The organism is Arthrobacter citreus (assembly GCF_038405225.1).
Classification (GTDB): Bacteria; Actinomycetota; Actinomycetes; order Actinomycetales; family Micrococcaceae; genus Arthrobacter_B; species Arthrobacter_B citreus_A.
In genome coordinates this window covers 151144-177026 of the sequence record NZ_CP151657.1, presented here as the reverse complement: position 1 = coordinate 177026, position 25883 = coordinate 151144, and the positions used below count along the sequence as shown (strand labels likewise).

Genomic DNA, 25883 nt, shown 5'->3' with positions numbered 1-25883 from the left:
TTTCCGATCTGAGGTTCTTTCCCATGCTGAACAAAGCACGCACCGCCCTTGCAGCCGTCCTGGCCGTCGGCGCCCTGACCGCAACTGCCTGCAGCGGCGGCGGCACGGCGGAAACCGAGTCCGGGATTCCCCTGGTCAACGAGGGCGCGCTCACCGTCTGCTCCAACGTTCCGTTTGAGCCCTTTGAATACGTGGGCGACGACGGCGAGTACACGGGCTTCGACATGGATCTCACCCGTGAAATCGCCGCCGGGATGGGACTGGAGCTGGAAGTCCAGAATGCCAGTTTCGACGGACTCCAGAGCGGCACCGTCCTGGCCGCCAACCAGTGCGACCTGATTGCCGCCGCCGTGACCATCACCCCGGAGCGCGAGAAGAACCTGGCGTTCTCCGATCCGTACTACGACTCCCTGCAGTCGCTGCTGGTCTCCTCCGAATCAAAGGCCAAGTCCCTGGAGGACATGGCGGGCAAGAAGATCGGCATCCAGCAGGGCACCACGGGCGAAACCTATGCCCGGGACAAGGCACCTTCGGACACCGAGGTCATTGCCTACCAGACCGACGCCGAACTCTTCCAGGCGCTCCAGGCCGGCAACATCGACGCCGTCCTGCAGGACCTGCCCGTGAACCTCGGGCACACCGACGGGGATGCCTTCACCATCGCGGCCACCTTCCCCACCGGCGAAGTCTACGGACTGGCCATGAAGAAGGACGGGAGCGAAGAACTGGTTAAAGAGGTCAACAGCCAGCTCGCCGCCATGCGCGAGAATGGCAAGTACACCGAGCTCTACAACAAGTACTTCACGGAATAAGGCCCGCCCGCGGACCGGTTGCCCAGCGGCGCTCCGCCGTCGAAACCTCACGGAAATCAGACGTGCGTAGAATCTAGATTGCTTTCATCTGTTTACGAAGGGGCAATCGCCACTGGCTCCGTCCACGAAAAGGTTATAGATCCATGCTGACAAAAGCACGTAAAACCGCCCTGGCCGCAGTGACGCTGAGTGCCTTGGCGCTGACCGCCTGCGGCGGCGACAATTCCTCCACCGACGCCGGTGCCGGTTCCGACCTGGGTTTGGTCAACGAAGGAACCCTGACGGTTTGCTCCGAGATTCCTTACGTTCCCTTCGAATACGTCGAGGACGGGGAATACACCGGTTTCGACATCGACCTGATCACTGAAATCGCCACCGGCATGGGGCTGGAAACAGAAATCCAGCAGCAGGGCTTTGAGGCCATTCAGGGCGGCACAGCCGTCAGCGCCAACATGTGCGACCTCAGCGCCAGCGCCGTCACGATCACCCCGGAACGCGCCGAACGGCTCCTGTTCAGCGAGCCGTACTATGACTCGCTGCAGACCCTGATGGTTCCCAAGGGATCCGACATCTCCGGCATCGATGACCTGGCCGGCAAGCGGGTGGGCGTGCAGCAGACCACCACCGGCGCAGCCTATGCGCAGGAAAACGTCAAGGACGCCGAAATCGTGGAATACCCCGGCGACGGCGAACTGTTCCAGGCCATTCAGGGCGGCAGCATCGACGCCATTCTGCAGGACATCGCGGTGAATACCTCCCACACGAAGGAAGGCGACTTCGACATCGTGGAGGAATATGAAACCGACGAGTCCTACGGCTTCGCCACCAAGAAGGAAAACACTGCCCTGATCGAAGAGGTCAACACGCAGCTGGCTGAACTTCAGGACAACGGCAAGTACGACGAAATCTACAACAAATACTTTGCTGAATAAGCACTGATAAGCACTGCACGTTCCGCCGTCCCGGATTGTGATCCACTCCGGGACGGCGCCACACATCTTCCGCGGAAGGCCCCACCTTGAAACCCTCCACCCGCAGACGCCTCTTCCGGGGCGCCCTGTATGCCGTCTTTATCCTGGTCGTTCTGGCCGTAGTCCTGCTCGCGGACTGGAAAGCCATCGGGGTGAACTTCTTTGACCCCGAAGTGGCCAAGGAAGCCTTCCCGACCATCATCACGGTGGCCGCAAAAAACACCATCATCTACACGGCCATCGCGTTTACCGGCGGCCTGCTGCTTGGCCTGATCCTGGCCCTGATGAAACTCTCCCCCGTGGCACCGTACCGCTGGGCTGCCACCGCCTACATTGAAATCTTCCGCGGCCTGCCCGCCCTGCTGGTCATTTTCGCCTTTGCCTTCGCCGTGCCGATCGCCTTCTCCTGGCGTCCGCCGGGCGGCAACGCCGGCGCCGGCCTGATCGCCCTGATCGTGGTGTCCGCCGCCTACATCGCGGAGACCATCCGCGCCGGCATCCAGGCGGTTCCGTCCGGCCAGGTCGAAGCCGCACGTTCGCTGGGCATGGGCCCGGCCTGGACCATGGTCTCCGTGACCCTGCCGCAGGCCTTCCGCATCATCACTCCCCCGCTGACCAACGAGCTGGTGATCCTGATCAAGGACACCTCGCTGTTGTTCATCGCCGGCATGGCGCTGGCGGACCGCGAACTCACCACCTTCGCCCGCGACGCCGTCTCACAGAATGCCAACGCCACTCCGCTGGTGCTGGCCGCCCTGATGTACCTGATCATCACGCTGCCGCTGACGCAGCTGGTGGCAAAGCTTGAACGCCACAACCAGAGAGGCCGGTGACTGCCATGAGCACTGCAGCATCCAGCTCCCCCGCCGCCGCCCGCAACGCGGTGCCCGCCATCCAGGTGCGGAACCTGCACAAGAGCTTCGGCTCCAACGAGGTCCTCAAGGGCATCGACTTCCACGTGGACCAGGGTGAAGTGGTGTGCGTGATCGGCCCCTCCGGGTCCGGCAAGTCCACCCTGCTGCGCTGCGTCAACCGCCTCGAGGAGCCCACCAGCGGCACCATCCTGGTGGAGGGCGTGGACATCACCGATGAGGAAACGGACCTGGACAAGGTCCGCACCCGGATTGGCATCGTGTTCCAGCAGTTCAACCTCTTCCCGCACCTGAACGTGCTGAAGAACCTCACCCTGGCCCAGCGCCGCGCCAAGAAGCGCGGCAAGGTCGAGGCCGAGGAGATTGCCCGGAAGAACCTGGCCAAGGTGGGCCTGGCAGACCGCGGCGACGCGTTCCCGGCCCAGCTGTCCGGCGGACAGCAGCAGCGCGTGGCCATTGCCCGGGCCCTGTCCATGGATCCGGACATGATGCTCTTTGATGAGCCGACCTCAGCCCTGGACCCCGAGCTGGTGGGCGACGTGCTCGCCGTCATGCGCAACCTGGCCGAAGAAGGCATGACCATGATGGTGGTGACCCACGAGATTGGTTTTGCCCGCGAAGTCGGTGACCGCGTGGTCTTCATGGACGGCGGCGTGGTTGTTGAGCAGGGCCGCCCCGCGGACGTGCTGGACAACCCGCAGCACCCGCGCACCCGCGAGTTCCTTTCCAAGGTGCTCTAGCCGCATTACGCACAGCGGCGCCTTCCACAGCAGCACAGCAGCCCTCCCGCACGTCATGTGCGGGAGGGCTGCTGCGTTGGGGGTGTTACGCGAGCACTGCCCGCACGGCGCTCTTCACCTTCGCGTGCAGTTCCCGCAGCGAGTCCCGGCGCACCGGAACCTCCAGGATGGAACGGCCCGTGACGGGGGCGTCCAGGGCGGCGTCGAGCTCGTCGGCCGTGCGCGCCAGCGTGTGCGGCACCCCGTAGGCGGCGGCCAGGGCGGAGATGTCCACGGTGTGCGGGGTGCCAAAAAAGCGCTCGACAACGGCGGCGTACTCTTCGCGCTCCCCCAGCTCCCCATGCTCCAGCGTGGTGAAGATGCCGCCGCCGCCGTCGTTCAGCACCACCAGCTGCAGGTCAGGCTCCGGTTCCCCGGTGCCCAGAAGAAGGGCGCCGGCGTCGTGCAGGAAGGTGAGGTCACCCAGCAGCACCCGCGTGGGAATGCCGTTGGCCAGCGCAATACCCGCCGCCGTGGCAATGGTGCCGTCGATGCCGGCCAGGCCGCGGTTGGCATAGACGTCCAGCGGATGCCAGTCCGGCGCGGCCACCAGGTCCATGTCCCGGATGGGGTTGGAGGAGCCGAGCACGAGGTTTCCGTCAGTGTGGTCCCAGACCAGGTCCGCCACGTGCAGACCGTTCAACTCGCTCTGCCCGTCAAGCAAGGAGGACACGGCGGCCATCGCCGCGGCGGAGGCGGTTTGCCAGCGCTCCAGCCAGCCCGGGGCGCCTTCGCCGGCGAAGTCGAACAGGCCGGCGAGGTCGGTGATGACGGTTTCGGACCGGCGGCCGGCGGTGAACCAGTTGACCGGTCGCGGCACGTAGATGGCCTTTTCCACGTCCCGGCGGGCGAGCAGTCCGGCAACCGGCCGGGACAGGGTGGGCCGGCCGAAGACCACCACGCGCTCGATTTCCGGGCCCAGTTCCTCCAGCAGCAGCCGGTACGCGCCAATCGCGTTCGGGCCGAAGCGGGCGTTTGATGACGGTTCGGCCAGCAGCGGCAGTCCGGCGCGGCGGGCGAAGAGCGCGGCAATCTCCCCGGCGCCGTCACCGGCAATAACGACGGCGCGGCGGGTGCCGGAGTGCCTGGACAGCACTGCCGCTTCGCTGCCGGTGGCAACCGGCCCGGCGGACAATTCCGTGTCCGCGGCCGGCGCTCCTGCCGGCAGCCCGCCGTCGCCGTCGCCGGTGTCCTGCGGAATCAGCGGTTCACGGAACTGCAGGTTGATGTGGATCGGGCCCACCGGGCTGCCGGCGCTGACCTGGTCAAAGGCGGCGCTGATGGCTCCGGCGGGATCATCTCCGGCACGGACATCGGCGGTGGCGGCGGGGAATTGCGCAAAGATCCCCGGCTGGACGGTGGTTTGGTTGGCGCCGGTGCCGTGCAGTTCAGCGGGGCGGTCGGCGGAGAGCACCACCAGCGGCACTCCGGCGTGGTGCGCTTCCATCACTGCGGGCATCAGCTCGCCCACCGCTGTGCCGGAAGTGGTGACGACGGCGGCCGGGCGGTGTCCGCCGCGGGCCAGCCCCAGGGCGGTAAACCCGGCAACCCGTTCGTCGATGCGCACGTGCACCGTCACCCGGCCCTGCACCTCGGCTTCCGCCAGGGCGTAGGCCAGCGGTGCGCTGCGCGATCCGGGGGCAATAACGACGTCGGTCACTCCTGCCGCGGTCAGTGCTGACACGGCGGAGCGGGCTGCCTGCAGGGAGCTGAGGTTGGTTGCCGCTTCCGGCTCAGCGGGGCCGGCGGCGGAGGACGGGCTGGGGGACTTCGAGGATCCGGTCACTCCTCCATCCTAGGGTTCCCCCATTGGGTGTGTATCGCCGTCTAGTCCGAACGTTACTCCGGTGAGTTCCTCCGAGACCGCCCACAGCCGCCGCTGAACGGCCTGATCGTGGGACGCGGCGCTGGAGGCCACCAGCTTGGGATATCCGCGCACCTCACCGCGGTTGCCCGGACCGTAATACTGGCCGCCGGCAACGGCCGGATCTGTTGCGGCGCGGAGCATGGGCAGGGCTCCCATCTCCGGCTTCTGGATGAGCAGCGGCGCCAGCCGGGTGATAGGCACCCGAAGCGCGGCAGGAGCGTTGCGCATCAGTTCAGTGTTGGATACGCCGGGGTGGGCGGCCACCGCAATCGTGGTGCCGAGTGGTGCGAGCCGGCGCTGCAGTTCATAGGTGAACAGCAGGTTGGCGAGCTTGGCCTGGCCGTAGGCCCCCACGCGGCTGTACGAACGCTCCCACTGCAGGTCATCAAAGTGGATGGCGGCCCGGATGCGGTGCCCAACGCTGCTGACGGTCACGATGCGGGAGCCGGGAACGGACAGAAGATGGTCCAGCAGCAGGCCGGTGAGAGCAAAGTGGCCGAGGTGATTAGTGCCGAACTGCAACTCGAAGCCGTCTGCGGTGGTGCTCTTCGGGGTGTACATCACGCCCGCGTTGTTGATCAGAAGGTCGATGCGCGGATAGGCGGCACGAAGGTCCGCCGCCGCGGACCTGATCGACTCCAGCGAGGTCAGGTCAAGCTCCTGGACGGCGGTGTCACCGGCAATCCCCGCCGCTGCCTGCTTGCCTTTCCCGACGTCGCGGACGGCCAAGACCACCGTTGCGCCCCGGGCTGCGAGCATCCGGGCGGTTTCCAAGCCCAGCCCGGTGTTTGCGCCGGTCACTATGGCCACGCGGCCATGCTGGTCCGGGATGTGCTGTTTGGTCCATGTGTTGCTCATGATTCCCCTAAGAAACTGTCGGTCTGTTATGAGAAGCAAACCTAAGAGACCGGCGGTCTACTGTCAAGGGGCCAGCGGTGCCTCAGCTAAAGTGGGGCCGTGACATTCCAACGGGCACGAAGCGAGGAGCAGCGGCAGATCCGCCGCCGGGCGATCCTGGACACGGCGGCGGCGATGCTCGACGAAATGCCGGTGGCTGAGGTGAGCCTCAACGAGCTCAGCCGGCGGGTGGGCCTGGCCAAGTCCAACGTCCTGCGATACTTCGAGTCGCGCGAGGCGGTGCTGCTCGAGCTGCTCGACGACTATATGGGCGCGTGGCTCACCGATCTGGCGGAGGAGCTGGCCGCGGGCATCGAACCGCAGCCGGCAGCCGATGTGCGGGCTGACCAGCTGGCAGGGATCCTGAGCCGGTCGCTGGCGGACCGGGTGGTGCTGTGCGATCTTTTGGGCGCCCAGGGCGGCGTCCTGGAGCGCAACGTGTCGGTGGAGGTGGCCAAGCGGCACAAGCGTTCCTCCCTCGCGAGGCTCGCGGCCATGTCCGGGCTCCTGCGCCGTCACCTGCCCGAGCTTGGCGACGGCGCGCAGCTGTTTTGCCTGATGTCCCTCGTTTCGGCCGGCGCCCTGTCATCGTATGTGCCTCCGCCGCCCAGCGTCCTTGCCGCCTATGCGGAGGATCCCTCGCTCGGCGTGCTCAACGTGGACCTGCACAGTGCCCTGCGAACCGCCTTTACCTCGGCCCTTGTAGGGGTGCTGCCGCGCGGTTGAAGGCCCTTGCTGGGGTCGCCCTTCAGCCGCAATGGTCCAGGTGGGGATGAAATGCTCCATGTGGGAATGAAATGCTCCATGTGAGGATATGGTCTGGAAAGGGCATGCGTGACCGGCGGGCTGCCCTGGGAAAAAGACCGACGCCGCGGGTGGGGGGGCTGCTCATGGACGTTGACTCGTGGCAGGCAGCTTTTGCCCAGATCCTCGCGGCTTTCCTCGGGGCCGTGATCAGCGGCGGTTTGCTGTGGTGGTCGCTGCGCCGGGACCCCCGGCCGCTGCGCAATGGTTTCCTTGCCGTGGTGGCTGCCTACTATGTCCTGGGCCTGGTGTCGTTCGTGACCGGCAGGATTCCCGTCGTCAACCTCGGTGCTGACCTGGTTCTGCTCGCGGTGCTGGGAGCATGTGCCGTGAGCCTGCTGCTGCTGCCCCTGCTGCTGATCGTCAACGGCGTGTTCATGGTCCGCCGGGAGAATCGGTCGCTGGGCAATCTGCTCTCGCTGCTGGCAGGTGCCGCGCTTCTGGTCCTTCCGCTGCTGGTCGTGTGGTTGTTCAGGCACGAGAACAGGGTGACCGGCGCGATCGGGGTCGGCCTGCTGACCGCCCAGACCTGTCTGGGTCTGTTGTTCCTGGTCTTTGCCGCCCATACCGCGCTCTATGCGGTCCTGGCCCGCCGGGCACCGGCCCAGGCGGTGATCGTGCTCGGTGCCGGCCTGCTTTCCGGGCAGGTGCCACCGCTCCTGGCAGGACGCCTGGAGCGAGCCCTTGCAGCCGCGGCCCAGCGGCAAGCAGGAGCCGGCGGCAGCATTCCGATCGTTCCAAGCGGCGGGCAGGGCCGCGATGAATCCCGTTCTGAGGGGGAAGCCATGGCGGATTGGCTGCGCGGCCGAGGAGTCCCTGACCGGGACATTTTGGTGGAGGACCGGGCGCGAACCACCGAGGAAAACCTCCGCTACAGTGCGGGTTTGCTGCAGCGGGCCGGCATAGCTCAGCCCTACCTGATCGTGACAAACAACTACCACGCGCCCCGGGCCGCGATGCTGGCCCGAAAAGTCGGGCTTAACGCCCAAGCCGTCGGCTCCCCCACCGCCCTGTACTTCTGGCCCAGCGCCTATCTTCGGGAGTTCATAGCGGTCATGGCCGGCCACCGGCTGCTGCTCTGCCTGGCTGGGCTGGCGGTCATGACCATGACCGTTCTCGTCTGGCTTTCCCTCAGCGCCTGACCGCCGCCTACGAGGCGCGGAACTCGTGGGCGGAGAGTTCTTCAGTCAATTCCATGCAGCGCAGGCGCGCCGGGGAGAAGTCGTAGGGCATCTTGCCAACGGCTTCGACCAGGCTCATGGCCCCTTGCCCCACGCCGCAGGCCCGGCCGTCGCTGTCCCCACTGTCAACAGCGGGGTGCAGAGCATCCCAGGAGTCGAAAAGCTCATCGTCGTCCTGCGCCAGGCCGGAATGTTCGATGGCTGCCTGGATCATCAGTTCGAAGGCGTGCCGATCGGCAGCCACCTGCGCCACCCGGGGGTCGTCGACGGCAACCGTGTCATCAAGTGATTCCTCGGCGGCATCAACCCGGTCGGATTCCTCCCGCAAACCGGGGTGTGTGGCCACGGCGATGAAACGGGCGGCTTGGACGGCCGCGCCGAGCGGGCCGAAAATCCGCTCGGTGACCAGCAGGATGTCCAGGTCCGCCTGGCGCAGAGAACCGCCGGGCATGCTCTTCAGCCGGCGGGTGACGAAGTCGGACAGCAGGCCCATCCTGCCCTCCGGGGTGCGCATGGCCTGCACCACAACGCCGCGGTCACCGCCGGTACCTGCCGGGGCCGTGTCGTCGAAAGCGCCACGGATCCCGTCCACGGCGATGCCGGCGTCGACCATCTTCCGGATCCACAGCAACCGGATCATATCTTCGTAGCCATATTGGCGGTCGTCTCCGCCGCGTCCAGGCTCGGGGAGCAGGCCTGCCTCCTGGTAGTGGCGAATCCCCTGCGGTGTCATGCCGAGGAACAATGCGGCGTCGTTGATCCCGACCTGACGCGGCGGGATAAGGGATGGATGCATGGCCGGGGCCTTCCTCAAGGAAACAGGACGTGAGCCCACTGAACCACATAACGCCACGGAAGCTGCAACTCCAGGCACTCCGCCCGCGGGCAAGCGTGTGGTGCGGCGGGGGCGGGAAGTTAGCGGTAGTCTCGGCACCGTAACGGCAACGAAGCCGGCGCTCAGCACCCCAAGGAGAAACATGAAAGTCCTCATCACCGGCGCTCACGGAAAAGTGGGCCGCGCCGTTACGCAAGCGATGATCGATGCCGGCCATGAAGTCATGACCACTGACCTCACACGTCCCGGTTACGAGCGCAAGCCGGAAGGAACCCCCAAATACACGCGGGCAGACCTCACCGACGCGGGCGAGGCCTACGCCGTCGTGCGTGGAGCTGACGCCGTCGTGCATGTGGCAGCTATCCCCGAGCCGTCGGGCCATCCGCCCCATGTCGTCTTCCAAACGAATTTGATGGCGACGTTCAACGTGCTGGAAGCCGCCGTCCGTTTCGGCGTCAAACGCTTCGTTTACATCTCCAGCGAAACGGTGCCCGGGTTCTTCTTTGCCGAGCGCGATTTCCTTCCCGAGTACGCACCGGTGGACGAAGATCATCCGATTCATCCTCAGGACCCCTACGCGCTCTCCAAGCATTTTGGCGAGCAGCTGATGGACGCCGCGGTGGCGCGGTCCGACATTCAGTGCATCTCCATCCGTCCCAGCTGGGTGCAGTTTGAAGGCAACTACGAAACAAACCTCGGGCCGCAGATCCGCGACAGCTCGGTGCTCAGCCCCGGTTTGTGGAGCTATGTGGATGTGTATGACCTGGCCGACGCCATTGTCCTCGCCACCGAATCGGACCTGCCCGGCCACGAGGTTTTCTATATCGCTTCACCGGACAACGTGGGCGGCCACAACTTCGCCGAGATCCTGTCCAAGTACTACGGCGACCAGATCGAGCTGCGCGGCCTCGACCGGCCCGACGCCTCGGGGATTTCCAGCGGCAAGGCCCATAAAATGCTGGGCTGGGAGCCGAAGCGGTCCTGGCGCGACTACCTGGATGCCGAAGGAAAAGCGCTCAAGCAGTAGAGCGGGACGGTCAACGGCGGGGGCTGGGTCCGTTTTGTCCCCGCCGTTCCGGGAATCGCCGCTCCCGGAACCGCATTCCGAGGACGGCCACTGCGAGCAGCAGGGTCAAACCACCCAGGATCCCGGTCAGCCACAGGCGTTGGGAATCATGGGGGCTGAAAAGCCCCGGAATCGACAGCAGAAGTGCGGCCCCCAGGACTGCCATCCCCATAAAGGTGCCAAGAAACAGACGGTTCGGTTTATGCTGCATAACCAGCCTTCCCAACGTTCTTCCTGTCGAACAAATCAATCCAGATTGTTTCGATATTCCGGCCCACGCTATCAGCCGGGCTAGATTGTGACTTCTGCACACTATTCATTCTTGGGGGGAACCGGATGGCCGACACCAAACGCAACAAACGCGTGAAGTCCCGAACGCTGAAGGTTGTTATGGGTTTCGGCCTGGCACTTGCCGTGCTGGGCCTGGCCGTGCTGGTCCAGAACCTGGTCTTTTTCTCGCACATTTACGACCTGGAGACCTGGGAGAAGGACGTCACGGTGCCGGGAGGGCTCTTCGCCCTGTCCCCATCACAAATCAGCCAGCTGGCGCTCCTCGACGCCGTCCCGGGAGGCCTGTTCCTGATCTCCTTCTGCTTGATCTGTTCCGCGCGGGTTCTGCGGGGCAAAGTGGGCACCGTCGATACGAGAGGTTTGGAGGGCGGATCCGTTGTATCCCTCAACACCTATCTCACGCCCCGTGCCCATCTGGCCTGGCTTGGTGTGGCAGCCGCTTTCTGGTTCGCGCTGATTCCCCTGCCGGTTTTCCTGGCACTCGGGGGCGGGTGGCCTGCCACTGTGCGGGACCTCCCCCAGGACCACGTTTGGGTAAACCTCGCCCTGTACGGCGGCCTCGCCGCGGCCGCCGCCGGCACCCTCATGGTCTCCCACCTCAAGAAGCAGCACTATCTGGCGCTGGAGGCTGCGGACAATCTCCGGCCCAATGAGCCGCAGCGCGGGATATGGCGGTGGATCACGTTCCGCTGGCGCTTTGACCTGTGGCTGGGCGCTGTGGGAGGAGCGGCCATCGGAGGGTCCCTGATTGCGCTGCCGTTCAACGCTGTCGCCGGGTTCGTGGTTTCCCTGGTCATCGGCGTCGTCCTGATGGTCGCCGCAGTTCTCCTGGCCCGCCAGTACTGGCGTGCCGGCCTGCCTCTGGGACTAGCTGAATCCTTCGCCTAACCCGGTCAGCCGCTCTCACCCAAAAGGTGCTCGGCATAGTCCGGCAGTCCGCGCAGGTGGGTGCCGCCGTCAACCAGGAGGTCGACGCCGGTGATCCAGGTGGCATAGTCGGAGGCGAGGAAGATCACTGCTTTGGCGACGTCGGAGGGTTCCCCCATCCGGTCAATTGCGAAGCTGCGGTGAAACGCGTCGGTGAGGGTCTGGGGCAGGGCGCCCGCGGCCGGCACCACGCCGGGAGAAACCGAGTTGACCCGGATGCCGTAGCGGCCGGCTTCCAAGGCTGCCACCTCGGTGAACTTCAGGATTCCGGCCTTGGCCGCGGCGTAGTGCGCGTTGCCGCGGGTGGTCCCGTACACGTCAACGGCCCCGATGTTCACGACGGCGCCGGCGGTGCCGCTGGCGCGCATCCGCCGGATCGCCGCGCGGGTGCACAGGAACGTCCCGGTCAGATGAGTGTCGAGGACGGTTTTCCAATCCTCCTCCGACAGATCCGCGATCAGGCCCAGGCTGTAGTTCCCGGCCACATTGGCGACGACGGCCACCGGCCCAAGCTCCGTCTCGGCGGTCTCAAACATGCGTTCCACGTCCGCCGCCACCGCGGCATCGGCGACAACCGGCAGCGCGCGGCGGCCGGGATGGGCGGCGGTGAGCTTCTCTGCGGCAGCTTCCACTTCCGGAGGGGTGCGGGAGGTGATCACGACGTCGGCCCCATGGGCCATGAGATAGTCCGCGACGGCGTATCCGATGCCCTTGGAGCCACCGGTCACAATCGCAACATTTCCTGCCAGCTGCACAGTGTTTCCTTTCTCGTCCCGGTTGTCCTTTTTCATCCCGAAGGCGGCGTGAACTGGCTTACGGTGAATTCCGCGCCCTGCGGGTCTCGGATCCGTGCGGTGCGCGACCATTCCTCGTCGCTCTGGTCCACAACGACGGCGCCGAGCCGCTCTGCCTGGTCTGCTGTCCCATCGCGGTCCTCCACGGCGAAGGTGACATGCCAGTGCGGCCGCTGATTGCCAGCGGCATCCACGTACCAGGCAATGGCGTCCTCGAACCCGGGCGGGACGGAGATTTCAGCCTGCCGTTCCCGGATGCCGGGATCAACCGTGGACTGAAGATGGTTGCCGTAACCTGGCCTGCGGACCAGCCATCCGTAGCCCAGGTCATCGGCCTCCCAGCCGAAGGCGCTGCCGTAAAACGCGGCGGCAGCACCGACGTCGGCCGTGTGCAAGTCACTGAAGTTCCACGCCCCGGGGACGTTGACCGCCTGTGTTCCCGGCCGGCGCCGGGCCTGCCAGATGCGGAACCCGGCACCTTGCGGATCGTACAGCGAAGCGGCGCGGCCACCCTCCCCCGCGTCGGCCGGCTCCGACTGCACCGTGGCGCCTGCAGACTGCAGCCGCTCGGCTGCGGCATCGGCGTCGTCAACGGCCACATAGGTGTTCCAAGACGCAGCCTGTCCATCGTTGCCTGCCAGTCCGCCGACGTCGGCGCCGTTCAGCCGCGCAATCAGGTAGCGGCCCGGCGCTCCCGGCGGCATGGCGTCCTCGAACGTCCAGCCAAAGAGGCCGCCGTAGAAGTCTGCTGCGGCATCGACGTCGGGCTGCTCGGTGTCGATCCAGCACGGCACGCCCGCGGGGTAGGTCCTGGGTGTCATGGCTTGCTCCCCTCCACGGCCACAGCCTAGTGGCCCGGGAGCGGGCGGGGTACCCCGGCTTCAGCTCTGGTGTGTGGAGCCCCCGGCCCGGGTTCGCCGGTGTTGTCAGCGTTGACGAACATCAGCGCGGCCCGTAGCCTCGGCGGGCAGGTGCGCACGCACTACTTCGATCTTGGGGAGGCCCGATGAGCGGGAACACCGATTCCCGCCCATCGGGGTGGAACCCAACGTGGACTGAGCTGCCGCCCAAGCGGCGGCGGTTCTGGCTGTGGCTCGTCCTGCTGCTGTTTCTGATCGCCCCCGGGACTTGCATTCCGCTGGAAGCCCTCGGCGCCTCACCTTTCGCAGCAACGCTCATTGCGCTTGGGCTGGTGCTGCTGGTCATGTTCCCTCTCGGACGGGCAGCATGGCTGGAGCTGCGGGACAGCTACGCCACCGGTGCGGAAACTCAACCGCAGGTTACGTCCCGCGGTGTCGCCGGATGGCTGGTTTCAACGGTCATTGTTTGGGCTGTTGTTGTCGCGGTGACCGTGTGGTTTGGGCCGCGGATTCCCACGCTGCCCGTCATAGTCATGGTCCTGGCAGCGCAGCGCTGGTACCAGTGGCGGGTTCAGCCGGGGGCGGACTGATCCCTGCTGTCCCGATCAGCTGGAGTGGCGCCGTTAAACCATGGAAGCGGGAACCATTCGGTTCCCGCTTCCATTTCAGCCGCCTTCAGAGCCGGCGCAGCGCAAGCCGGTCCTGACTGCTAGTCGCCGCTGGCGGCTTTTACCTTGTCCGGCTGTTCCTCCGGCCCTTCCACTGCCTCCGGGTCCTGCACGCTGTCCGTGTACCACTCGGTGAGTGCGGGATCGTCGCTCTCGAAGTCAGCGCCGGCGCCTTCGGCCTCGGGCACGTGGGCGGTGCCGAAGACGAAGTCGTCGCCGTGCTCGTCGATGCCACGGCGCACTCCGCCGCTGATGGCCTCCAGCGCGTACCGGCGCCGAATCATCAGCGGGTCGTTACGCAGGTCCTTGGCCCATGAGATCATCAGGCCGACCAGGATAAAGGTGAACGGCAGCGCGCAGGTCACCATGATGGACTGCAGTCCCGAGAGGGCGTTGCGGCCGCCGGCCAGCAGCAGGAACATGGCGATCAGCCCGAGTGCCACCGACCAGATGATGGTCACCGATTTAGCGGGCACGGGCCGGCCCGATTGGGACATGGAACCCATGACGTTCGAGGCGGAGTCCGCAGCGGTGACGAAGAAGACCAGAATCGCGAGCATGCACACGATCGGCGTCACGGAGCTGAACGGCAGGTTGCCGAGCAGATCGAACATGACGTTCTCTCCGGTACCCGTCACCGTCAGGTCCTGCCCGTTCTGGTTCATCCAGATGGCGGTGCCGCCGAAGACCGTGTACCAGCAGATGGAGATGGTCATGGGAACGAAGACGACGACGGTGACGAACTGGCGCAGGGTGCGGCCCTTGGAGATCTTGGCGATGAACATGCCCACGAACGGCGACCAGGAGATCCACCATGCCCAGTACAGGGTGGTCCAGCCGGTCAGGAATTCCTCCTGTTCCGCGCCCTGGCCTGCGAAGACGGTCAGCATGTCGGGCAGGCTGCCGGCAAACGCGATGAGCGATGCCGGCAGCAGATCGAGCAGGAAGAACGTCGGCCCGGCCAGCAGGACAAAGAGCGTCAGCAGAATGACCAGGGTCATGTTGAGGTTGGAGAGCAGCCGGATGCCCTTCTTGATGCCGGCTACCGCGGAGATGGTGAAGACAACCGTCAGGAGGCTGATGGCGACGACGACGAAGCCGTTGCCCAACTCCTGGCCCGTGATAATCGAGACTCCGGTGCGGATCTGGATCGCGCCGATGCCCAGCGAGGTCGCGGTGCCGAACAGCGTCACCAGCACGGCGGAAACGTCGATGATTTTTCCCAGCACCCGGTTGTTGCCGTCGGGGAAGACCGGTTCGAACAGCGACGAGATCAGCGGCAGCCGGCCGCGCCGGAACGACGCGTAGGCCAGGGCTCCGCCCACCAGGGCGTAAATGATCCAGGCGAGGCTGGCCTGGTGCAGGAAGGTGGTCGACATGGCCGGCAGGATGGCGGCGGAACTGCCGGCCTCGGCGTCAGTCGAGGGCGGCGGGGAGAGGAAATGACTGAGTGGTTCCATCGGCCCGTAGAAGATCAGAGCGATGCCCAGACCAGCTGCGAACAGCATGGAAATCCAGGACGTCGTGGAGTACTCCGGCGTGCTGTCGTCGGCCCCCAGCCGGATCTTGCCGGTCGGCCCGAAGCCCACCACCAGCATAAAGACCGCGGCGGCAACCATGGTGGCGTTAAACAGCCAGCCGAAATGCACAACCACCCAGCCCTGTATTCCGGTGCCCACGGAACTGAGGTTGCTGGGCGCAAAAATTGCCCACGCCAGAACGGCGAGAGAGATGGCCATGGCAAAAATGAACACGCTGCGCCGGGTCGGATAGCTGACCCCGGTGTCCTCAACGCTGATGCCCGGGATCAGCCCGGGGTGGAGGCTGAGCGCTGGGGAGGAAGCAGCGGTACGCAGCGCTTTTTTCACACGCTCAACCGGACGCCCGGCGGGTTTGCGCACCGGAGACCCCGACACGCTCGATCCGTCGGTGCTGCCGGAGACGTGCTCTGGTGGTGAAAAGTCGGAATTCATAACGCTAAACATTAGTGCAAGGGCGGACATTACTCTAATTCATGTGAATTGCTCCGCACCTTACATATAACCCGGCAAGCGCGGCGCAAGCACTCTTACATCATACCGCGGCAGCACTTATCGCTGGCGTAAATCACCCACTGGCCTAAGGTTCGGTTGATCACAGTGCGGCCGCTCGAAATCGCCGGAACCGCGCCCCATACCCGGCCACGGCTCCCGGAAGAGTGCATCGAAGTTACCGGCAGTGCAGTCGGCAGATATACATAATTTCCAACAATTTAAGTTCTCTGCATTAACTATTCCAATCATTCTTAGGCGCATTACCAACAGCCGTATCGTTGGCAAAGATTCTGTCTCCCCAGGCACCCATCCCGCGCATTCCAGACCCCGGGGATTTATTCCTTGACCAGCCCAACCGCTCATTAAAGAACGGGAGCGGGAACCACCCGGTTCCCGCTCCCGTTCCTACCCGGACAAAGTCCTAGTCGATGGCGCCGGCCTTCGCTTTGTCCGGCTCCTCCGTCTCCGAGTGCTCTTCCTCCGGCCCTTCCACTGCATCCGGATCCTGCACGCTGTCCGTGTACCACTCGATCAGCGCGGGGTCGTCGCTCTCAAAGTCCGCTCCGGCGCCTTCGGCCTCCGGGACGTGTGCAGCGCCGAACACAAAATCGTCGCCGTGCTCGTCAATGCCGCGGCGCACGCCGCCGCTGATGGCCTCCAGCGCGTAGCGGCGCCGGATCATGTAGGGATCGTTGCGGAGGTCCTTGGCCCACGAGATCATCACCCCGATCAGAATGATCGTGAACGGCAGTGCGCAGGTCACCATGATGGATTGGAGTCCTGAGAGGGCGTTCCGGCCGCCGGCCAGCAGCAGGGCCATCGAAATTAGCCCAAGGGCAGCCGCCCAGACAATGGTTACCGCCTTGGAGGGCACGGGCCGCCCGGACTGGGACATGGACCCCATGACGTTGGCTGCGGAGTCCGCAGCGGTGACGAAGAAGATCAGAATGGCAATCAGGCAGACAATCGACGTGACGGCGTTGAAGGGAAGGTTGCCCAGCAGGTCGAACATGACGTTCTCCCCCGCCCCCTTGACGGTCATATCCATGCCGTTCTGGTTCATCCAGATGGCGCTGCCGCCAAAGACGGTGAACCACACGATGGAAATAGCCGAGGGAACAAAGACCACAACGGTGACGAACTGGCGCAGGGTCCGGCCCTTGGAAATCTTCGCAATAAACATGCCCACAAACGGGGACCAGGAGATCCACCAGGCCCAGTACAGAGTGGTCCAAGCGGTCAGGTATTCCTCTTCCCCGGCACCCTGGCCGGCGAAGACGGTGAGCATGTCCGGCATATTGCCGACAAACGCGATGAGCGAGGCTGGCAGCAGATCCAGCACGAAGAACGTCGGCCCGGCCAGCAGAACGAAAACGGCCAGTAGGATCACCAGGGTCATGTTGGCATTGGACATCAGCCGGATGCCCTTTTTGATGCCTGCCACGGCGGAAACCGTGAAGACAATAGTCAAGAGGCTGATGGCCGCAACGACGAATCCGTTGCCAAGCTCCTGTCCGGTAATGATCGACACTCCGGTGCGGATTTGAAGCGCCCCGATGCCCAGCGACGTCGCAGTTCCGAAGAGGGTGACCAGGACGGCGAAAATATCGATGATCTTTCCCAGAACGCGGTTGTTGCCGTCCGGGAAGACCGGTTCAAACAGGGAAGAAATCAACGGCAGCCGCCCGCGCCGATACGATGCATAGGCCAGGGCCCCGCCCACCAGTGCGTAGATGCACCAGGCGATGCTGGCCTGGTGCAGGAAAGCATCCGTCATGGCCGGGAGGATGGCGTCGGAGGTGCCGGCCTCGGCGTCGGTGGAGGGCGGGGGGCTCAGGAAGTGGCTGAGCGGTTCCATCGGCCCGTAAAAGATCAGGCCGATGCCCAGGCCCGCGGCAAACAGCATGGAGATCCAGGAAGTGGTGGAGTACTCCGGCGTGCTGTCGTCGGCGCCAAGGCGGATCTTGCCGGTGGGTCCGAAGCCCACCACCAGCATGAACACCACGATGGCCACGACAGTGGCGTTGAACAACCAGCCGAAATGAGTGACCACCCACCCCTGCATGGTGGTGCCCGCCAGGTTGAGGTTCTCCGGCGCCATCGCGGCCCAGGCCAGGACGGCGAGCGAGACGGCCAGAGCGACGATGAATACACTTCGCCTGGTCGGGAAGCTGGCCCCGGTATCCTCCACGCTGATACCCGGAACGAGCCCAGGATGAATACCAAATGTCGGCTCCGACGCAGCATGCCGCAGAGCTTTTTTCACCCGTTCAACCGGACGGCCTCCGGAGGACCTGCGCTCCGGTGAACCGGTGACGGATGACCCGTCGGTGCTGCCCGAGACGTGGCCTGGAGGTGAAAAGTCAGAATTCATAAGCAATGACATTATCGTAGGAATTATGACAACTCCGATTTCCGGGAAGAGCAGTGCCCGGACGTAGCAGAATGCCGGGGCTTCAAATTCCGTCATAATGCGCGCTTATCGCCAGCAGCCATGAGATAGTTTGCGTCCCGCGGAGAATGATGCCATCAATATGCCGCGAATATCCGCCGTAAATGGAGGCAGGCTGTTTGAAGCCACTCCCGTTGACTCATGCCAGTTCCCTCTTTAGGCTGACGGGCAAGCCGGAGCCGTACCGCGTTTTTCCGCCTCGCACGCTCCCGCAGCTGCTGGAAGGAAAACGCCATGCCGCTCTACGCGTACCGCTGCCCGGAGTGCTCGGACTTCGAGGTCTCCTTCGACATGGGCCAAGCTCCCGCCGATATCCAGTGCCCCGCCTGCAAAACGTCCTCTCCGCGCCGTTTTACCGCACCGCATCTTTCCCGCGCGACTTCCAGCGCATACCGGCTGATCGAGAGCACGCAGCGCTCGGCGTCGGAGCCCGCCGTCGTCCGCTCCCCCGGCCCGGCCACCCCCGGTGCCGCGGGTCCGGTGTCCAGAAATCCCGCAGTCAGCACAAATCCGCTCCACCGAAAGCTGCCCCGCCCCGAATAAACCGAAAATCCTGTATCCAGCCAAGGAGTTGCCATGCCTCAGGTCGTTTTTCCCCTGGATTCGTCCAAGAAGTTCGAGGACCAGGAAAAGCTGGGCCACAACCGGTGGCACCCGGAAATTCCACCGGTGGCGGTGCTGAAGCCCGGAGACTCGTTCCGGGTGGACTGCCGGGAATGGTTCGACGGCGCGATTGTCAATGACGACTCCGCCGAGGACATCCTTGATGCTCCCCTGCTGACCGTGCACAAGCTCAGCGGCCCGTTTGCGGTGGAGGGCGCCAAGCCCGGGGACCTGCTGGTGGTGGACATCCTCGACGTCGGGCCCATCCCCCAAGAGGACAGCGGTCCGCTGGCGGGGCAGGGGTGGGGGTACACCGGGATTTTCGCGCGGGAGAACGGCGGCGGGTTTCTGACCGAGCAGTTCCCGGACGCGTACAAGGCCATCTGGGATTTCACCGGACAGGTGGCCACGTCCCGGCATGTACCGGGCGTTTCCTTCACCGGCCTGATCCATCCCGGGCTGATGGGAACCGCACCGTCGGCCGCCCTGCTGGCGAAGTGGAACCAGCGTGAAGGCGATCTGATCGCCACCGACCCGCACCGGGTGCCGCCGCTGGCGCTGCCGCCCGAGGCCGAACATGCGGTGCTCGGCGGCCTGCCCCGCGACCAATGGGAACGTGTGGGCGCCGAAGCCGCGCGCACCGCTCCCCCGCGGGAGAACGGCGGCAACCAGGACATCAAAAACCTGTCCAAGGGCTCCCGGATCTTCTATCCGGTGTTTGTGGACGGGGCGAACCTCTCCGTCGGGGACCTGCACTTTTCCCAGGGCGACGGCGAAATCACCTTCTGCGGTGCCATCGAGATGGGCGGGTTCATTGACTTACGGGTGGACATCATCAAGGGCGGCATGGACACCTACGGGGTGCACGAAAATGCGATCTTCATGCCCGGGAAAGTGGATCCGCAGTTCAGCGAGTGGATTGCGTTTTCCGGCACGTCCGTAACGCTGGATGGTGAGCAGCGCTACCTCGACTCGCACCTGTCCTATCAGCGGGCCTGCCTGCACGCGATCGATTACCTGACCAAGTTCGGCTACAGCCCCGAGCAGGCGTACCTCCTGCTGGGCGCCGCCCCGATCGAGGGCCGGCTGTCGGGCGTGGTGGACATCCCCAATTCCTGTTCCACCGTGTACATCCCGACTTCCATCTTTGACTTCGACGTGCGGCCATCCGCATCCGGGCCGTTCCGGATCGATCCCGGCATCGGCGCCCCACGGGCCGCAAACAGGTAAGCAGGGGCGGATCGGTGGGGCAGAATGAAGTGATGCAGCCCAACCCCTCCGTCCCCGCAGACCAGCGGAAGCCGAACCTCACCGAACAGGTCATGGAGCATGTGCGCACCTCGGTAATCTCCGGGACGATGGCTCCCGGGGAGTGGTACAGCGTGTACCAGCTGGCGGACCAGCTGAACTTTTCCCGGTCGCCGGTCAGGGACGGCCTGCTGCGGCTGGAGGAAGCCGGACTGATCCAGTTCGTCAAAAACCGGGGATTCCGGGTTATCCCCACCACGCCGGCCGATGTCGCCGAAATCTTCTCCATCCGGATCGCCCTTGAAGTTCCGGCCGCGCGCCGGGCAGCCCGGGCCGGCGGCGCCGCGTGCCTAGCTGAACTGCGCGCTGCCATGGACCTGGCCGCAGCGGACGATAACGAGGAATTGTTCTTCCAGCTTGACCGTGACCTGCACGATGCGATCCTTGTGGCCGGCGAAGCCAGGCGGGCGCGGGAAGTGATCGACCGGCTGCGGTCCGCCACCCGGCTGCTGGGCGCCTCCACCGCTGTATCCCACCGCGGATATGAGGACATTACCCGCGAGCATGATCCGATCCTGGAGGCCATTGGACGCGGAGACGCCGAGGCGGCCGGTGCGGCGATGCGGGAGCATCTGATTTCGACCGGCCGCCTGCTGGTTGACCAGGCGCTGCAGCGCACCGGTGGTTCCGAAGACGCTGACGAACTATGGGACCGGCTGACCGCCGGTTACCTCTCCTAGCTTTTCCTAGCCTTCGCTCTGGCCTGCGCCGGCGCCGTCGTCCGCTGTCCGTTTGAAGTACTGGAGGATGAAGGCGATGAGGGCGCAGGCTGTGGCGAGGGAGAACGTAAGGTCCGCGAATGCGGCGTCCACTCCGGCAACAATGTCCCCGTTGAGCAGCAGCACTCCTGCCATCTGCCCAAAGACAACGACGGCGCCGGATACCAGGAATGCGGCGAGGGTTATCCAGAAAAGGATCTCGAGAATGCGTTTCATGGTGTCTGGTCCTAACTGGGGATCGGGAGGAAGCCCATTCCGAGCAACCAGCCAATAAAAATGATGGGGATAACGAAGTAGGTCACCAGCGGCAGGAAGGTTGTTGACGGATTCACTTCCGCCAGGCCGGAGGCAAGGTAGATCGGCGCGCCGACGGGCGGTGAGGCGCCTTCCGTGGAGGTGCAGACCAGCACGGTGCAGATGGCCACCACCGGCGGCACGCCTACGCTGATCAGGCCGAGCACGGCCGGTGCTCCGATGGCTGCGGCAGTGGCCGTGGACGAGAGCGGCGTAGCCACAATGACGCAGAGCACGCACACCACGGCAACCATCAGGGCCTTGGGCAGGGCCAGTCCATCAAGCATCCCGCTCAGCTGCGGCCCAACCCCGAGTTCTTCCATGACCCCGGATGCGGCCAGCGCGGCAAAAAGCGAAACGCCGACGGTGGAGAACTGCGGTATTTCCCTGCGCATCGACTTCACGAATTCCGGCCATCGTGCCCTGAGCCGCTTGCGGCCTTCGATCAGGGCGATCACGGAGATCAGGATCGGAACCCACACGATGATGGAGATGGATCCAATGGCGTCTTCGCCCACGCGCTCCGGGCTGGAGAGGAACCGGGACAGCGGCCCGAAGGTGAGCAGCACCGGAACCAGGATGCCGATGAAGATGAGGGTGGAGGACCAGCCCTGCCGCAGGGCGACGCCGAACCGGACCACAAGTTCGGCCGGTGTGGCGGGAATTCCGTCCTTACGCGTCCAGAACCAAACCAAGGCCAGGCGGTACAGCACGCAGTAGGTGCCGGCAACGGCCAGCGATACGTAGACGTCGCCGGAGGAAACGCCCACGGCTGCGGGCGTGGCCAGGAGGATGAACATGGTCGAGTTGGGCGGCAGGGAAACGCCCAGGCCCGAGTTGCCGGCCACCAGGGTGGCGGCCCGGGGGCCGGACCATCCAGTGGATTTCATCCAGGGGATGGTCACCGATCCGACCGTGGCCGCGTTTCCGGCGGTGGATCCTGCCACCAAGCCGACGGCGGCGGATCCTGCGGTGGAAACGTAGGCCGCTCCCCCGCGGAGCCGTCCGAAGACCGAGTTGAAGATCTCGATCAGCCTCTCGATGAGGCCGGTTGCGGCGACAACTACGCCCATGAAAACGAAGGCCATGCCGGCGAAGGTGACGTCATTGGACACCGCGCCCGTTGCGCTCCTCCACAGCAGCGGAAGAGCCTGCGTGCCGCCGGCGAGCGATGCGCCCACCAGGGCGACCAGCAGGGATTCCGAAATCGGGCGCTTCACGATGACGTTCATGACCACCGTGACGACGATGAAGATGAGGAGGGCGACGATGCCCATGAGGCGGCTCCAGGTAGATGTTATTGCGACCTGGATCACAGTAACATGTTACTTGCCTTACTCCTCCTTTATTGCACCCCTCAGAACCTGCGCCAGGTGCTTTCCCGCCATCCCGGTGCCTTCCTTGATTTGGGTCCGGCAGGAGAACCCGTCAGCGAGGATGAGGGCATCCTCCTCGAGTCCGCGGATGCGCGGGAACAGTTCCCGCTCCCCCAGATCACGTGACATCTGCCCGTGTCCCGGCTCGAACCCCCAGTTGCCTGCCAGCCCGCAGCATCCGGTTTCTATCGTCGACTCGTTGACGCCCAGCTGCTCCAGCACCTCGGACGTTCCGCCGTGGCCCTTGCGGGACCGCTCGTGACAGTGGACCTGGCTGAGTGCCTCGGCACGCACTTCCCCGAAGGGCCAGGGCTGGTCCGTGGCCTCCGCGGACCGGGCGGCAATAAACTCACCGAGCGACACCACCTGCCGGGCCAGGGAATGGACCCGCGGATCGTCATGAAGCAGCTGGGGCGCCTCCTCCATGAGCATCGAGGTGCAGGACGGTTCCAGGCAGATCACCGGGGTGGAACCGTCAAGGTGCTCTTCAATCCGGTCCAGGGTGGAACTGATGACCTTCTTCGCGGTCTCCAGCTGGCCGGTGGAGTGCCAGGTCAGGCCGCAGCAAAGGAAACCCTGCGGCACAATCACGTCATAGCCCAGGGCCTCGAGGACTTCGGCTGCCGCGGTGGGAACTGCGGTGTCCAGGTGGTTGGAAAAGCTGTCGGGCCACAGCACCACCTTGCCGGCGCTGCCCCGGGTGAGCGGCTTGCGGCGCCTGGCCAGCGACTGGAAGCTGCGCGGAGCGAAGCGGATCATGCCGCGGCTGGAGTCAATGCCGCCCAGGCGCATCACGAGCTTTTCCACCGGGCGCAGGCGCAGCAGACTGTCGGCAACCCGGGCGGCACCCGGAATCCGGTGCAGCAGGTGGGCCGAAAGGGGAAGCCATCCCATGGAGTAGTGCGCCATGGGACGGCGGCGTGAGGTGTAGTGCTGGTTCAGGAATTCGGACTTGTAAGTGGACATATCCACATTGACCGGACATTCGGAGGCGCACGCATGACAGCTCAGGCACAGGTCAAGTGCGTCCTTGACGTCCTCGGAATCCGTTCCCTCGGGGTAGGTCTCACCTCGGAACATTTCGGAGAGGACGCGGGCCCGCCCGCGGGTGCTGTGGACCTCGTCTCCGGTGATTTGGAACGAGGGGCACATGGCTTCCGACTCGGACCGGCACAGCCCCACCCCCACGCACCGGTTGACGGCGTTGACCATCGAACCGCCGTCGCGGGTGAGCGCGTGCAGCGGAATGAATTCCCGCGTCCGCTGTCCGGGGCCGGGCCTCAGTCCCTTGTCGAGGGGTTCCGGGCGGACCAGGACCCCGGGATTGAACACCCGCTCCGGATCAAAAATGTCTTTGAACTTCTCGAAGGCGGCCAGGGCGGCGGGCGAGTACATCAGCGGCAGCAGTTCGGAACGGGCCCGTCCATCACCGTGCTCCCCGGAAAGGGAGCCGCCGTGGCTGGCCACGGTGGCAGCGGCGTCCAGCATAAAGGCACGGAAGACTGCCACACCCTCCTCCGTCCCCAGCGTGAAGGAGATGCGCAGGTGCACACACCCTTCGCCGAAGTGGCCAAAAGGTATCCCTTCCAGGCCGTGCCGCTCGAGCAGCGCGTACAGGTCGCGGAGATAGTCAGCCAGGTTCTCCGGCGGGACGGCGGAGTCCTCCCAGGACGGCCACGCTTCACGTCCGTCCGGGAGCCGGGTGACGAGGCCCGCTGCGGACTCCCTGATGCGCCACAGCTGCCGCATTTCGGCAGGCTCGTTAACCACCAGGGACGCAATGGTGGGGCGGGTGGGATGCACCGCGAATTCCGCGGCCAGTGCGGCGGCCCGCTGCCGCGCCTGGTCCGGGGTGGCACCGGTGGTTTCGCAGAACAGCCATCCGCCGGCGGGGCGGGGCGTCCCAACGGCCCCGGGAAGAAGGGCTTCGGCGCCCGTGTTCCCCTGGCTGAGGTACAGGGCGTCGAGCAGGTCTCCGCCCATCCCCTCGGCGGTGGCAACACCCTCCCGGCGCACCTGCGGGGCAGCTGCCGCGGCGTCGAAAACGCTGGCGAAGGCAAGTACGGCCAGTGCCGTTGCCGCCGGCTTCTCGACCAGTTTGACCACGGCTTCGACAATGATGCCGCAGGTTCCTTCGGTCCCCACAAATGCCTTGGCCACGTCGAAGCCCTTTTCCGGGCTCAGGTAGTGCAGTCCGTAGCCGGAAACCTGGCGGGGAAAACGGCCCAGCTCGGTCCGCAGCAGCGCCAGTTCGGCGTCCCGGAGCGCGGTGAGTGCTTCATTCAGTGCGGCGTCGTCAGTTCCGCCGCGGAAGAGGCGGACCAGTTCGCCGTCGGGCCGCATGACGGTCAGTTCCACCACGTTGTCCGCGGCAGTCCCCCACTGCAGCGAGTGGGATCCGCAGGCGTTGTTGCCGAGCATTCCGCCGATGGTGCACCGGTTATGGGTGGAGGGATCGGGCCCGTATGTCAGTCCGTGCCCGGCCACGGCGTCGCGCAGCTGGTCACAGATCACGCCCGGTTCAACCCGTGCCGTGCGCGCCGCCGGATCAATGTCGAGAATGCGGTTGAAGTGGCGCGATGTGTCAATCACCAGGCCTTCGCCAATGGCATTGCCGGCCACCGAGGTGCCGCCGCCGCGGACGGTGACCGGCCAGTTCTCGTCCCGGGCCACCTGCAGGACGGCACGGATGTCCTCCACGCTCCGGGGCTCAAAAACAGCTTTCGGCACGCGCCGGAAAATGGAGGCGTCGGACACGTAGGCGCCCAGAGTGGCCCCGTCGGTGCGCAGGCGGCTTCTGACGTCGGTGCTCAACTGCATGGGGTCTCCCTCGTCCGGTGATCTGGGTAACATGTTACTCGCCTCTGGCCGTTTGGCTAGGCTCCGTGACGGAACGCCTGCCGGCGCACGGCTTCAACCGCTGCTTCAGCGGTGCGGAGTCCCATGCTCACGGCGTCACCGGTATCCATTCCGCGAAGAATCATCCCCAGCACGCCGGTGAAGATCAGCACCAGCTGGCCCGCCAGGGCATCGGCCCGTGCGGCTCCGGCCACGGGCACGGAAAGCCCGCGCAGGCGGGAGGTCAGCAACTGGGTGTCACCGGCCAGCGCATCCTTCAGCGGCTGCCCCGGGTGCGGCGATTCGGCCGCGACACCAAGGAAGGCGCACCACCGCGCAGCACTGGCCGCCTCCCGGAAACGCCGGATGGCCGGCAGCACCGCCAGCAGCTTGCCCTCCGGCGACGGCGCGTCGTCAATTTCCTGCTGCCAGACCCCATCCCAGCGGGCAAGCCGGCGCTGCAGCGCGGAAACAATGAGCCCTTCCTTATTGCCAAAGTGCGCATAGAGGGTGGCCGGCGCCACGTTGGCCTGCCGCAGGATCTCATCCACCGGCGTTGCCGCCACCCCCTGCCTGAAGGCAAGGGCATCGGCGGCATCCAGCAGGCGTTCACGGGCACTCGGTTGCGCAGTCATG

Annotated in this window: 24 protein-coding genes; 12 read left to right on the top strand and 12 right to left on the bottom strand. The window is 65.2% G+C overall.

The features are described from left to right. Window positions 1–23 precede the first annotated feature (23 nt). The 4 genes from AAE021_RS00845 (at window position 24) to AAE021_RS00830 (ending at window position 3395) form a co-directional block, all read left to right on the top strand. Complete coding sequence (locus AAE021_RS00845; RefSeq protein ID WP_342023818.1) at window positions 24–812, top strand: basic amino acid ABC transporter substrate-binding protein; 789 nt, start codon at window positions 24–26, stop codon at window positions 810–812. Window positions 813–955: 143 nt separating this feature from the next. Further along, the gene (locus tag AAE021_RS00840; protein WP_342023817.1) at window positions 956–1744 is read left to right on the top strand and encodes a transporter substrate-binding domain-containing protein; all 789 of its coding nucleotides are present in this window, start codon (window positions 956–958) and stop codon (window positions 1742–1744) included. Between the two features lie 86 nt (window positions 1745–1830). Then, entirely contained in the window at window positions 1831–2616 is a 786-nt protein-coding gene (locus AAE021_RS00835; RefSeq protein WP_342023816.1) for an amino acid ABC transporter permease, read from the top strand. Between the two features lie 5 nt (window positions 2617–2621). Beyond that, the gene (locus AAE021_RS00830; RefSeq protein ID WP_342023815.1) at window positions 2622–3395 is read left to right on the top strand and encodes an amino acid ABC transporter ATP-binding protein; all 774 of its coding nucleotides are present in this window, start codon (window positions 2622–2624) and stop codon (window positions 3393–3395) included. Between the two features lie 85 nt (window positions 3396–3480). Here AAE021_RS00830 and menD read toward each other — a convergent pair whose 3' ends face one another. Both menD and AAE021_RS00820 read right to left on the bottom strand, forming a co-directional pair. Then, window positions 3481–5220 carry a 2-succinyl-5-enolpyruvyl-6-hydroxy-3-cyclohexene-1-carboxylic-acid synthase gene (gene menD, locus AAE021_RS00825; protein WP_342023814.1) on the bottom strand — a complete coding sequence of 580 codons (1740 nt, stop codon included), beginning with the start codon at window positions 5218–5220 and terminating at the stop codon, window positions 3481–3483. Window positions 5221–5229: 9 nt separating this feature from the next. Then, window positions 5230–6159 (bottom strand): SDR family NAD(P)-dependent oxidoreductase, encoded by a 930-nt coding sequence (locus AAE021_RS00820; protein WP_342023813.1) that lies wholly within the window; start codon window positions 6157–6159, stop codon window positions 5230–5232. Window positions 6160–6258: 99 nt separating this feature from the next. Between AAE021_RS00820 and AAE021_RS00815 the strand changes: the two genes are divergently transcribed. After that, a complete protein-coding gene (locus tag AAE021_RS00815) occupies window positions 6259–6924 on the top strand; it encodes a TetR/AcrR family transcriptional regulator (RefSeq protein WP_342023812.1) in 666 nt (221 codons plus the stop codon). A 164-nt stretch (window positions 6925–7088) separates the two neighbouring features. Further along, window positions 7089–8144 carry a YdcF family protein gene (locus AAE021_RS00810; protein ID WP_342023811.1) on the top strand — a complete coding sequence of 352 codons (1056 nt, stop codon included), beginning with the start codon at window positions 7089–7091 and terminating at the stop codon, window positions 8142–8144. 7 nt (window positions 8145–8151) lie between these two features. Here AAE021_RS00810 and AAE021_RS00805 read toward each other — a convergent pair whose 3' ends face one another. Continuing rightward, the gene (locus tag AAE021_RS00805) at window positions 8152–8979 is read right to left on the bottom strand and encodes a MerR family transcriptional regulator (protein ID WP_342023810.1); all 828 of its coding nucleotides are present in this window, start codon (window positions 8977–8979) and stop codon (window positions 8152–8154) included. A gap of 181 nt (window positions 8980–9160) precedes the next feature. Between AAE021_RS00805 and AAE021_RS00800 the strand changes: the two genes are divergently transcribed. Further along, window positions 9161–10045 carry an NAD(P)-dependent oxidoreductase gene (locus tag AAE021_RS00800; protein ID WP_342023809.1) on the top strand — a complete coding sequence of 295 codons (885 nt, stop codon included), beginning with the start codon at window positions 9161–9163 and terminating at the stop codon, window positions 10043–10045. A gap of 10 nt (window positions 10046–10055) precedes the next feature. Here the strand turns inward: AAE021_RS00800 and AAE021_RS00795 are convergent, their stop codons facing one another. Beyond that, window positions 10056–10295, bottom strand: coding sequence for a hypothetical protein (locus tag AAE021_RS00795; RefSeq protein ID WP_342023808.1), 240 nt, complete (start codon window positions 10293–10295; stop codon window positions 10056–10058). A 125-nt stretch (window positions 10296–10420) separates the two neighbouring features. Here AAE021_RS00795 and AAE021_RS00790 point away from each other — a divergent pair, with 125 nt between their 5' ends. Next, window positions 10421–11263 (top strand): hypothetical protein, encoded by an 843-nt coding sequence (locus AAE021_RS00790; protein WP_342023807.1) that lies wholly within the window; start codon window positions 10421–10423, stop codon window positions 11261–11263. Window positions 11264–11268: 5 nt separating this feature from the next. Here the strand turns inward: AAE021_RS00790 and AAE021_RS00785 are convergent, their stop codons facing one another. After that, on the bottom strand, window positions 11269–12057 hold the full coding sequence (locus tag AAE021_RS00785; RefSeq protein ID WP_342023806.1) for an SDR family NAD(P)-dependent oxidoreductase: 789 nt from the start codon (window positions 12055–12057) through the stop codon (window positions 11269–11271). A 32-nt stretch (window positions 12058–12089) separates the two neighbouring features. After that, a complete protein-coding gene (locus AAE021_RS00780; protein ID WP_342023805.1) occupies window positions 12090–12917 on the bottom strand; it encodes a VOC family protein in 828 nt (275 codons plus the stop codon). A 185-nt stretch (window positions 12918–13102) separates the two neighbouring features. Between AAE021_RS00780 and AAE021_RS00775 the strand changes: the two genes are divergently transcribed. Then, window positions 13103–13546, top strand: coding sequence for a hypothetical protein (locus AAE021_RS00775; protein ID WP_342023804.1), 444 nt, complete (start codon window positions 13103–13105; stop codon window positions 13544–13546). Between the two features lie 119 nt (window positions 13547–13665). Here AAE021_RS00775 and AAE021_RS00770 read toward each other — a convergent pair whose 3' ends face one another. Further along, a complete protein-coding gene (locus tag AAE021_RS00770; RefSeq protein WP_342023803.1) occupies window positions 13666–15597 on the bottom strand; it encodes a BCCT family transporter in 1932 nt (643 codons plus the stop codon). 481 nt (window positions 15598–16078) lie between these two features. Continuing rightward, window positions 16079–17848 carry a BCCT family transporter gene (locus AAE021_RS00765; RefSeq protein ID WP_342023802.1) on the bottom strand — a complete coding sequence of 590 codons (1770 nt, stop codon included), beginning with the start codon at window positions 17846–17848 and terminating at the stop codon, window positions 16079–16081. 495 nt (window positions 17849–18343) lie between these two features. Here AAE021_RS00765 and AAE021_RS00760 point away from each other — a divergent pair, with 495 nt between their 5' ends. From AAE021_RS00760 to AAE021_RS00750, 3 genes are read left to right on the top strand one after another with little or no spacing between them, the layout of a single operon-like run. Further along, the gene (locus AAE021_RS00760; RefSeq protein WP_342023801.1) at window positions 18344–18652 is read left to right on the top strand and encodes a zinc ribbon domain-containing protein; all 309 of its coding nucleotides are present in this window, start codon (window positions 18344–18346) and stop codon (window positions 18650–18652) included. A gap of 33 nt (window positions 18653–18685) precedes the next feature. Further along, window positions 18686–19942: a formamidase gene (gene fmdA / locus AAE021_RS00755; protein WP_342023800.1), complete on the top strand. Its 1257-nt coding sequence runs from the start codon at window positions 18686–18688 to the stop codon at window positions 19940–19942. A 32-nt stretch (window positions 19943–19974) separates the two neighbouring features. Beyond that, window positions 19975–20700 (top strand): GntR family transcriptional regulator, encoded by a 726-nt coding sequence (locus AAE021_RS00750; RefSeq protein ID WP_342023799.1) that lies wholly within the window; start codon window positions 19975–19977, stop codon window positions 20698–20700. Between the two features lie 6 nt (window positions 20701–20706). Here the strand turns inward: AAE021_RS00750 and AAE021_RS00745 are convergent, their stop codons facing one another. Genes AAE021_RS00745 through AAE021_RS00730 form a run of 4 tightly spaced genes read right to left on the bottom strand, consistent with a single transcriptional unit; the run spans window position 20707 to window position 25882 of the window. Beyond that, complete coding sequence (locus tag AAE021_RS00745; RefSeq protein WP_342023798.1) at window positions 20707–20955, bottom strand: hypothetical protein; 249 nt, start codon at window positions 20953–20955, stop codon at window positions 20707–20709. Between the two features lie 11 nt (window positions 20956–20966). Then, window positions 20967–22310: a TRAP transporter large permease subunit gene (locus AAE021_RS00740; RefSeq protein WP_342023797.1), complete on the bottom strand. Its 1344-nt coding sequence runs from the start codon at window positions 22308–22310 to the stop codon at window positions 20967–20969. A 57-nt stretch (window positions 22311–22367) separates the two neighbouring features. Beyond that, on the bottom strand, window positions 22368–25229 hold the full coding sequence (locus tag AAE021_RS00735) for an FAD-binding and (Fe-S)-binding domain-containing protein (protein ID WP_342023796.1): 2862 nt from the start codon (window positions 25227–25229) through the stop codon (window positions 22368–22370). A 56-nt stretch (window positions 25230–25285) separates the two neighbouring features. Continuing rightward, window positions 25286–25882, bottom strand: a complete 597-nt coding sequence (locus AAE021_RS00730; protein ID WP_342023795.1) for a TetR/AcrR family transcriptional regulator — start codon at window positions 25880–25882, stop codon at window positions 25286–25288. Between the last annotated feature and the right edge of the window lies 1 nt (window position 25883).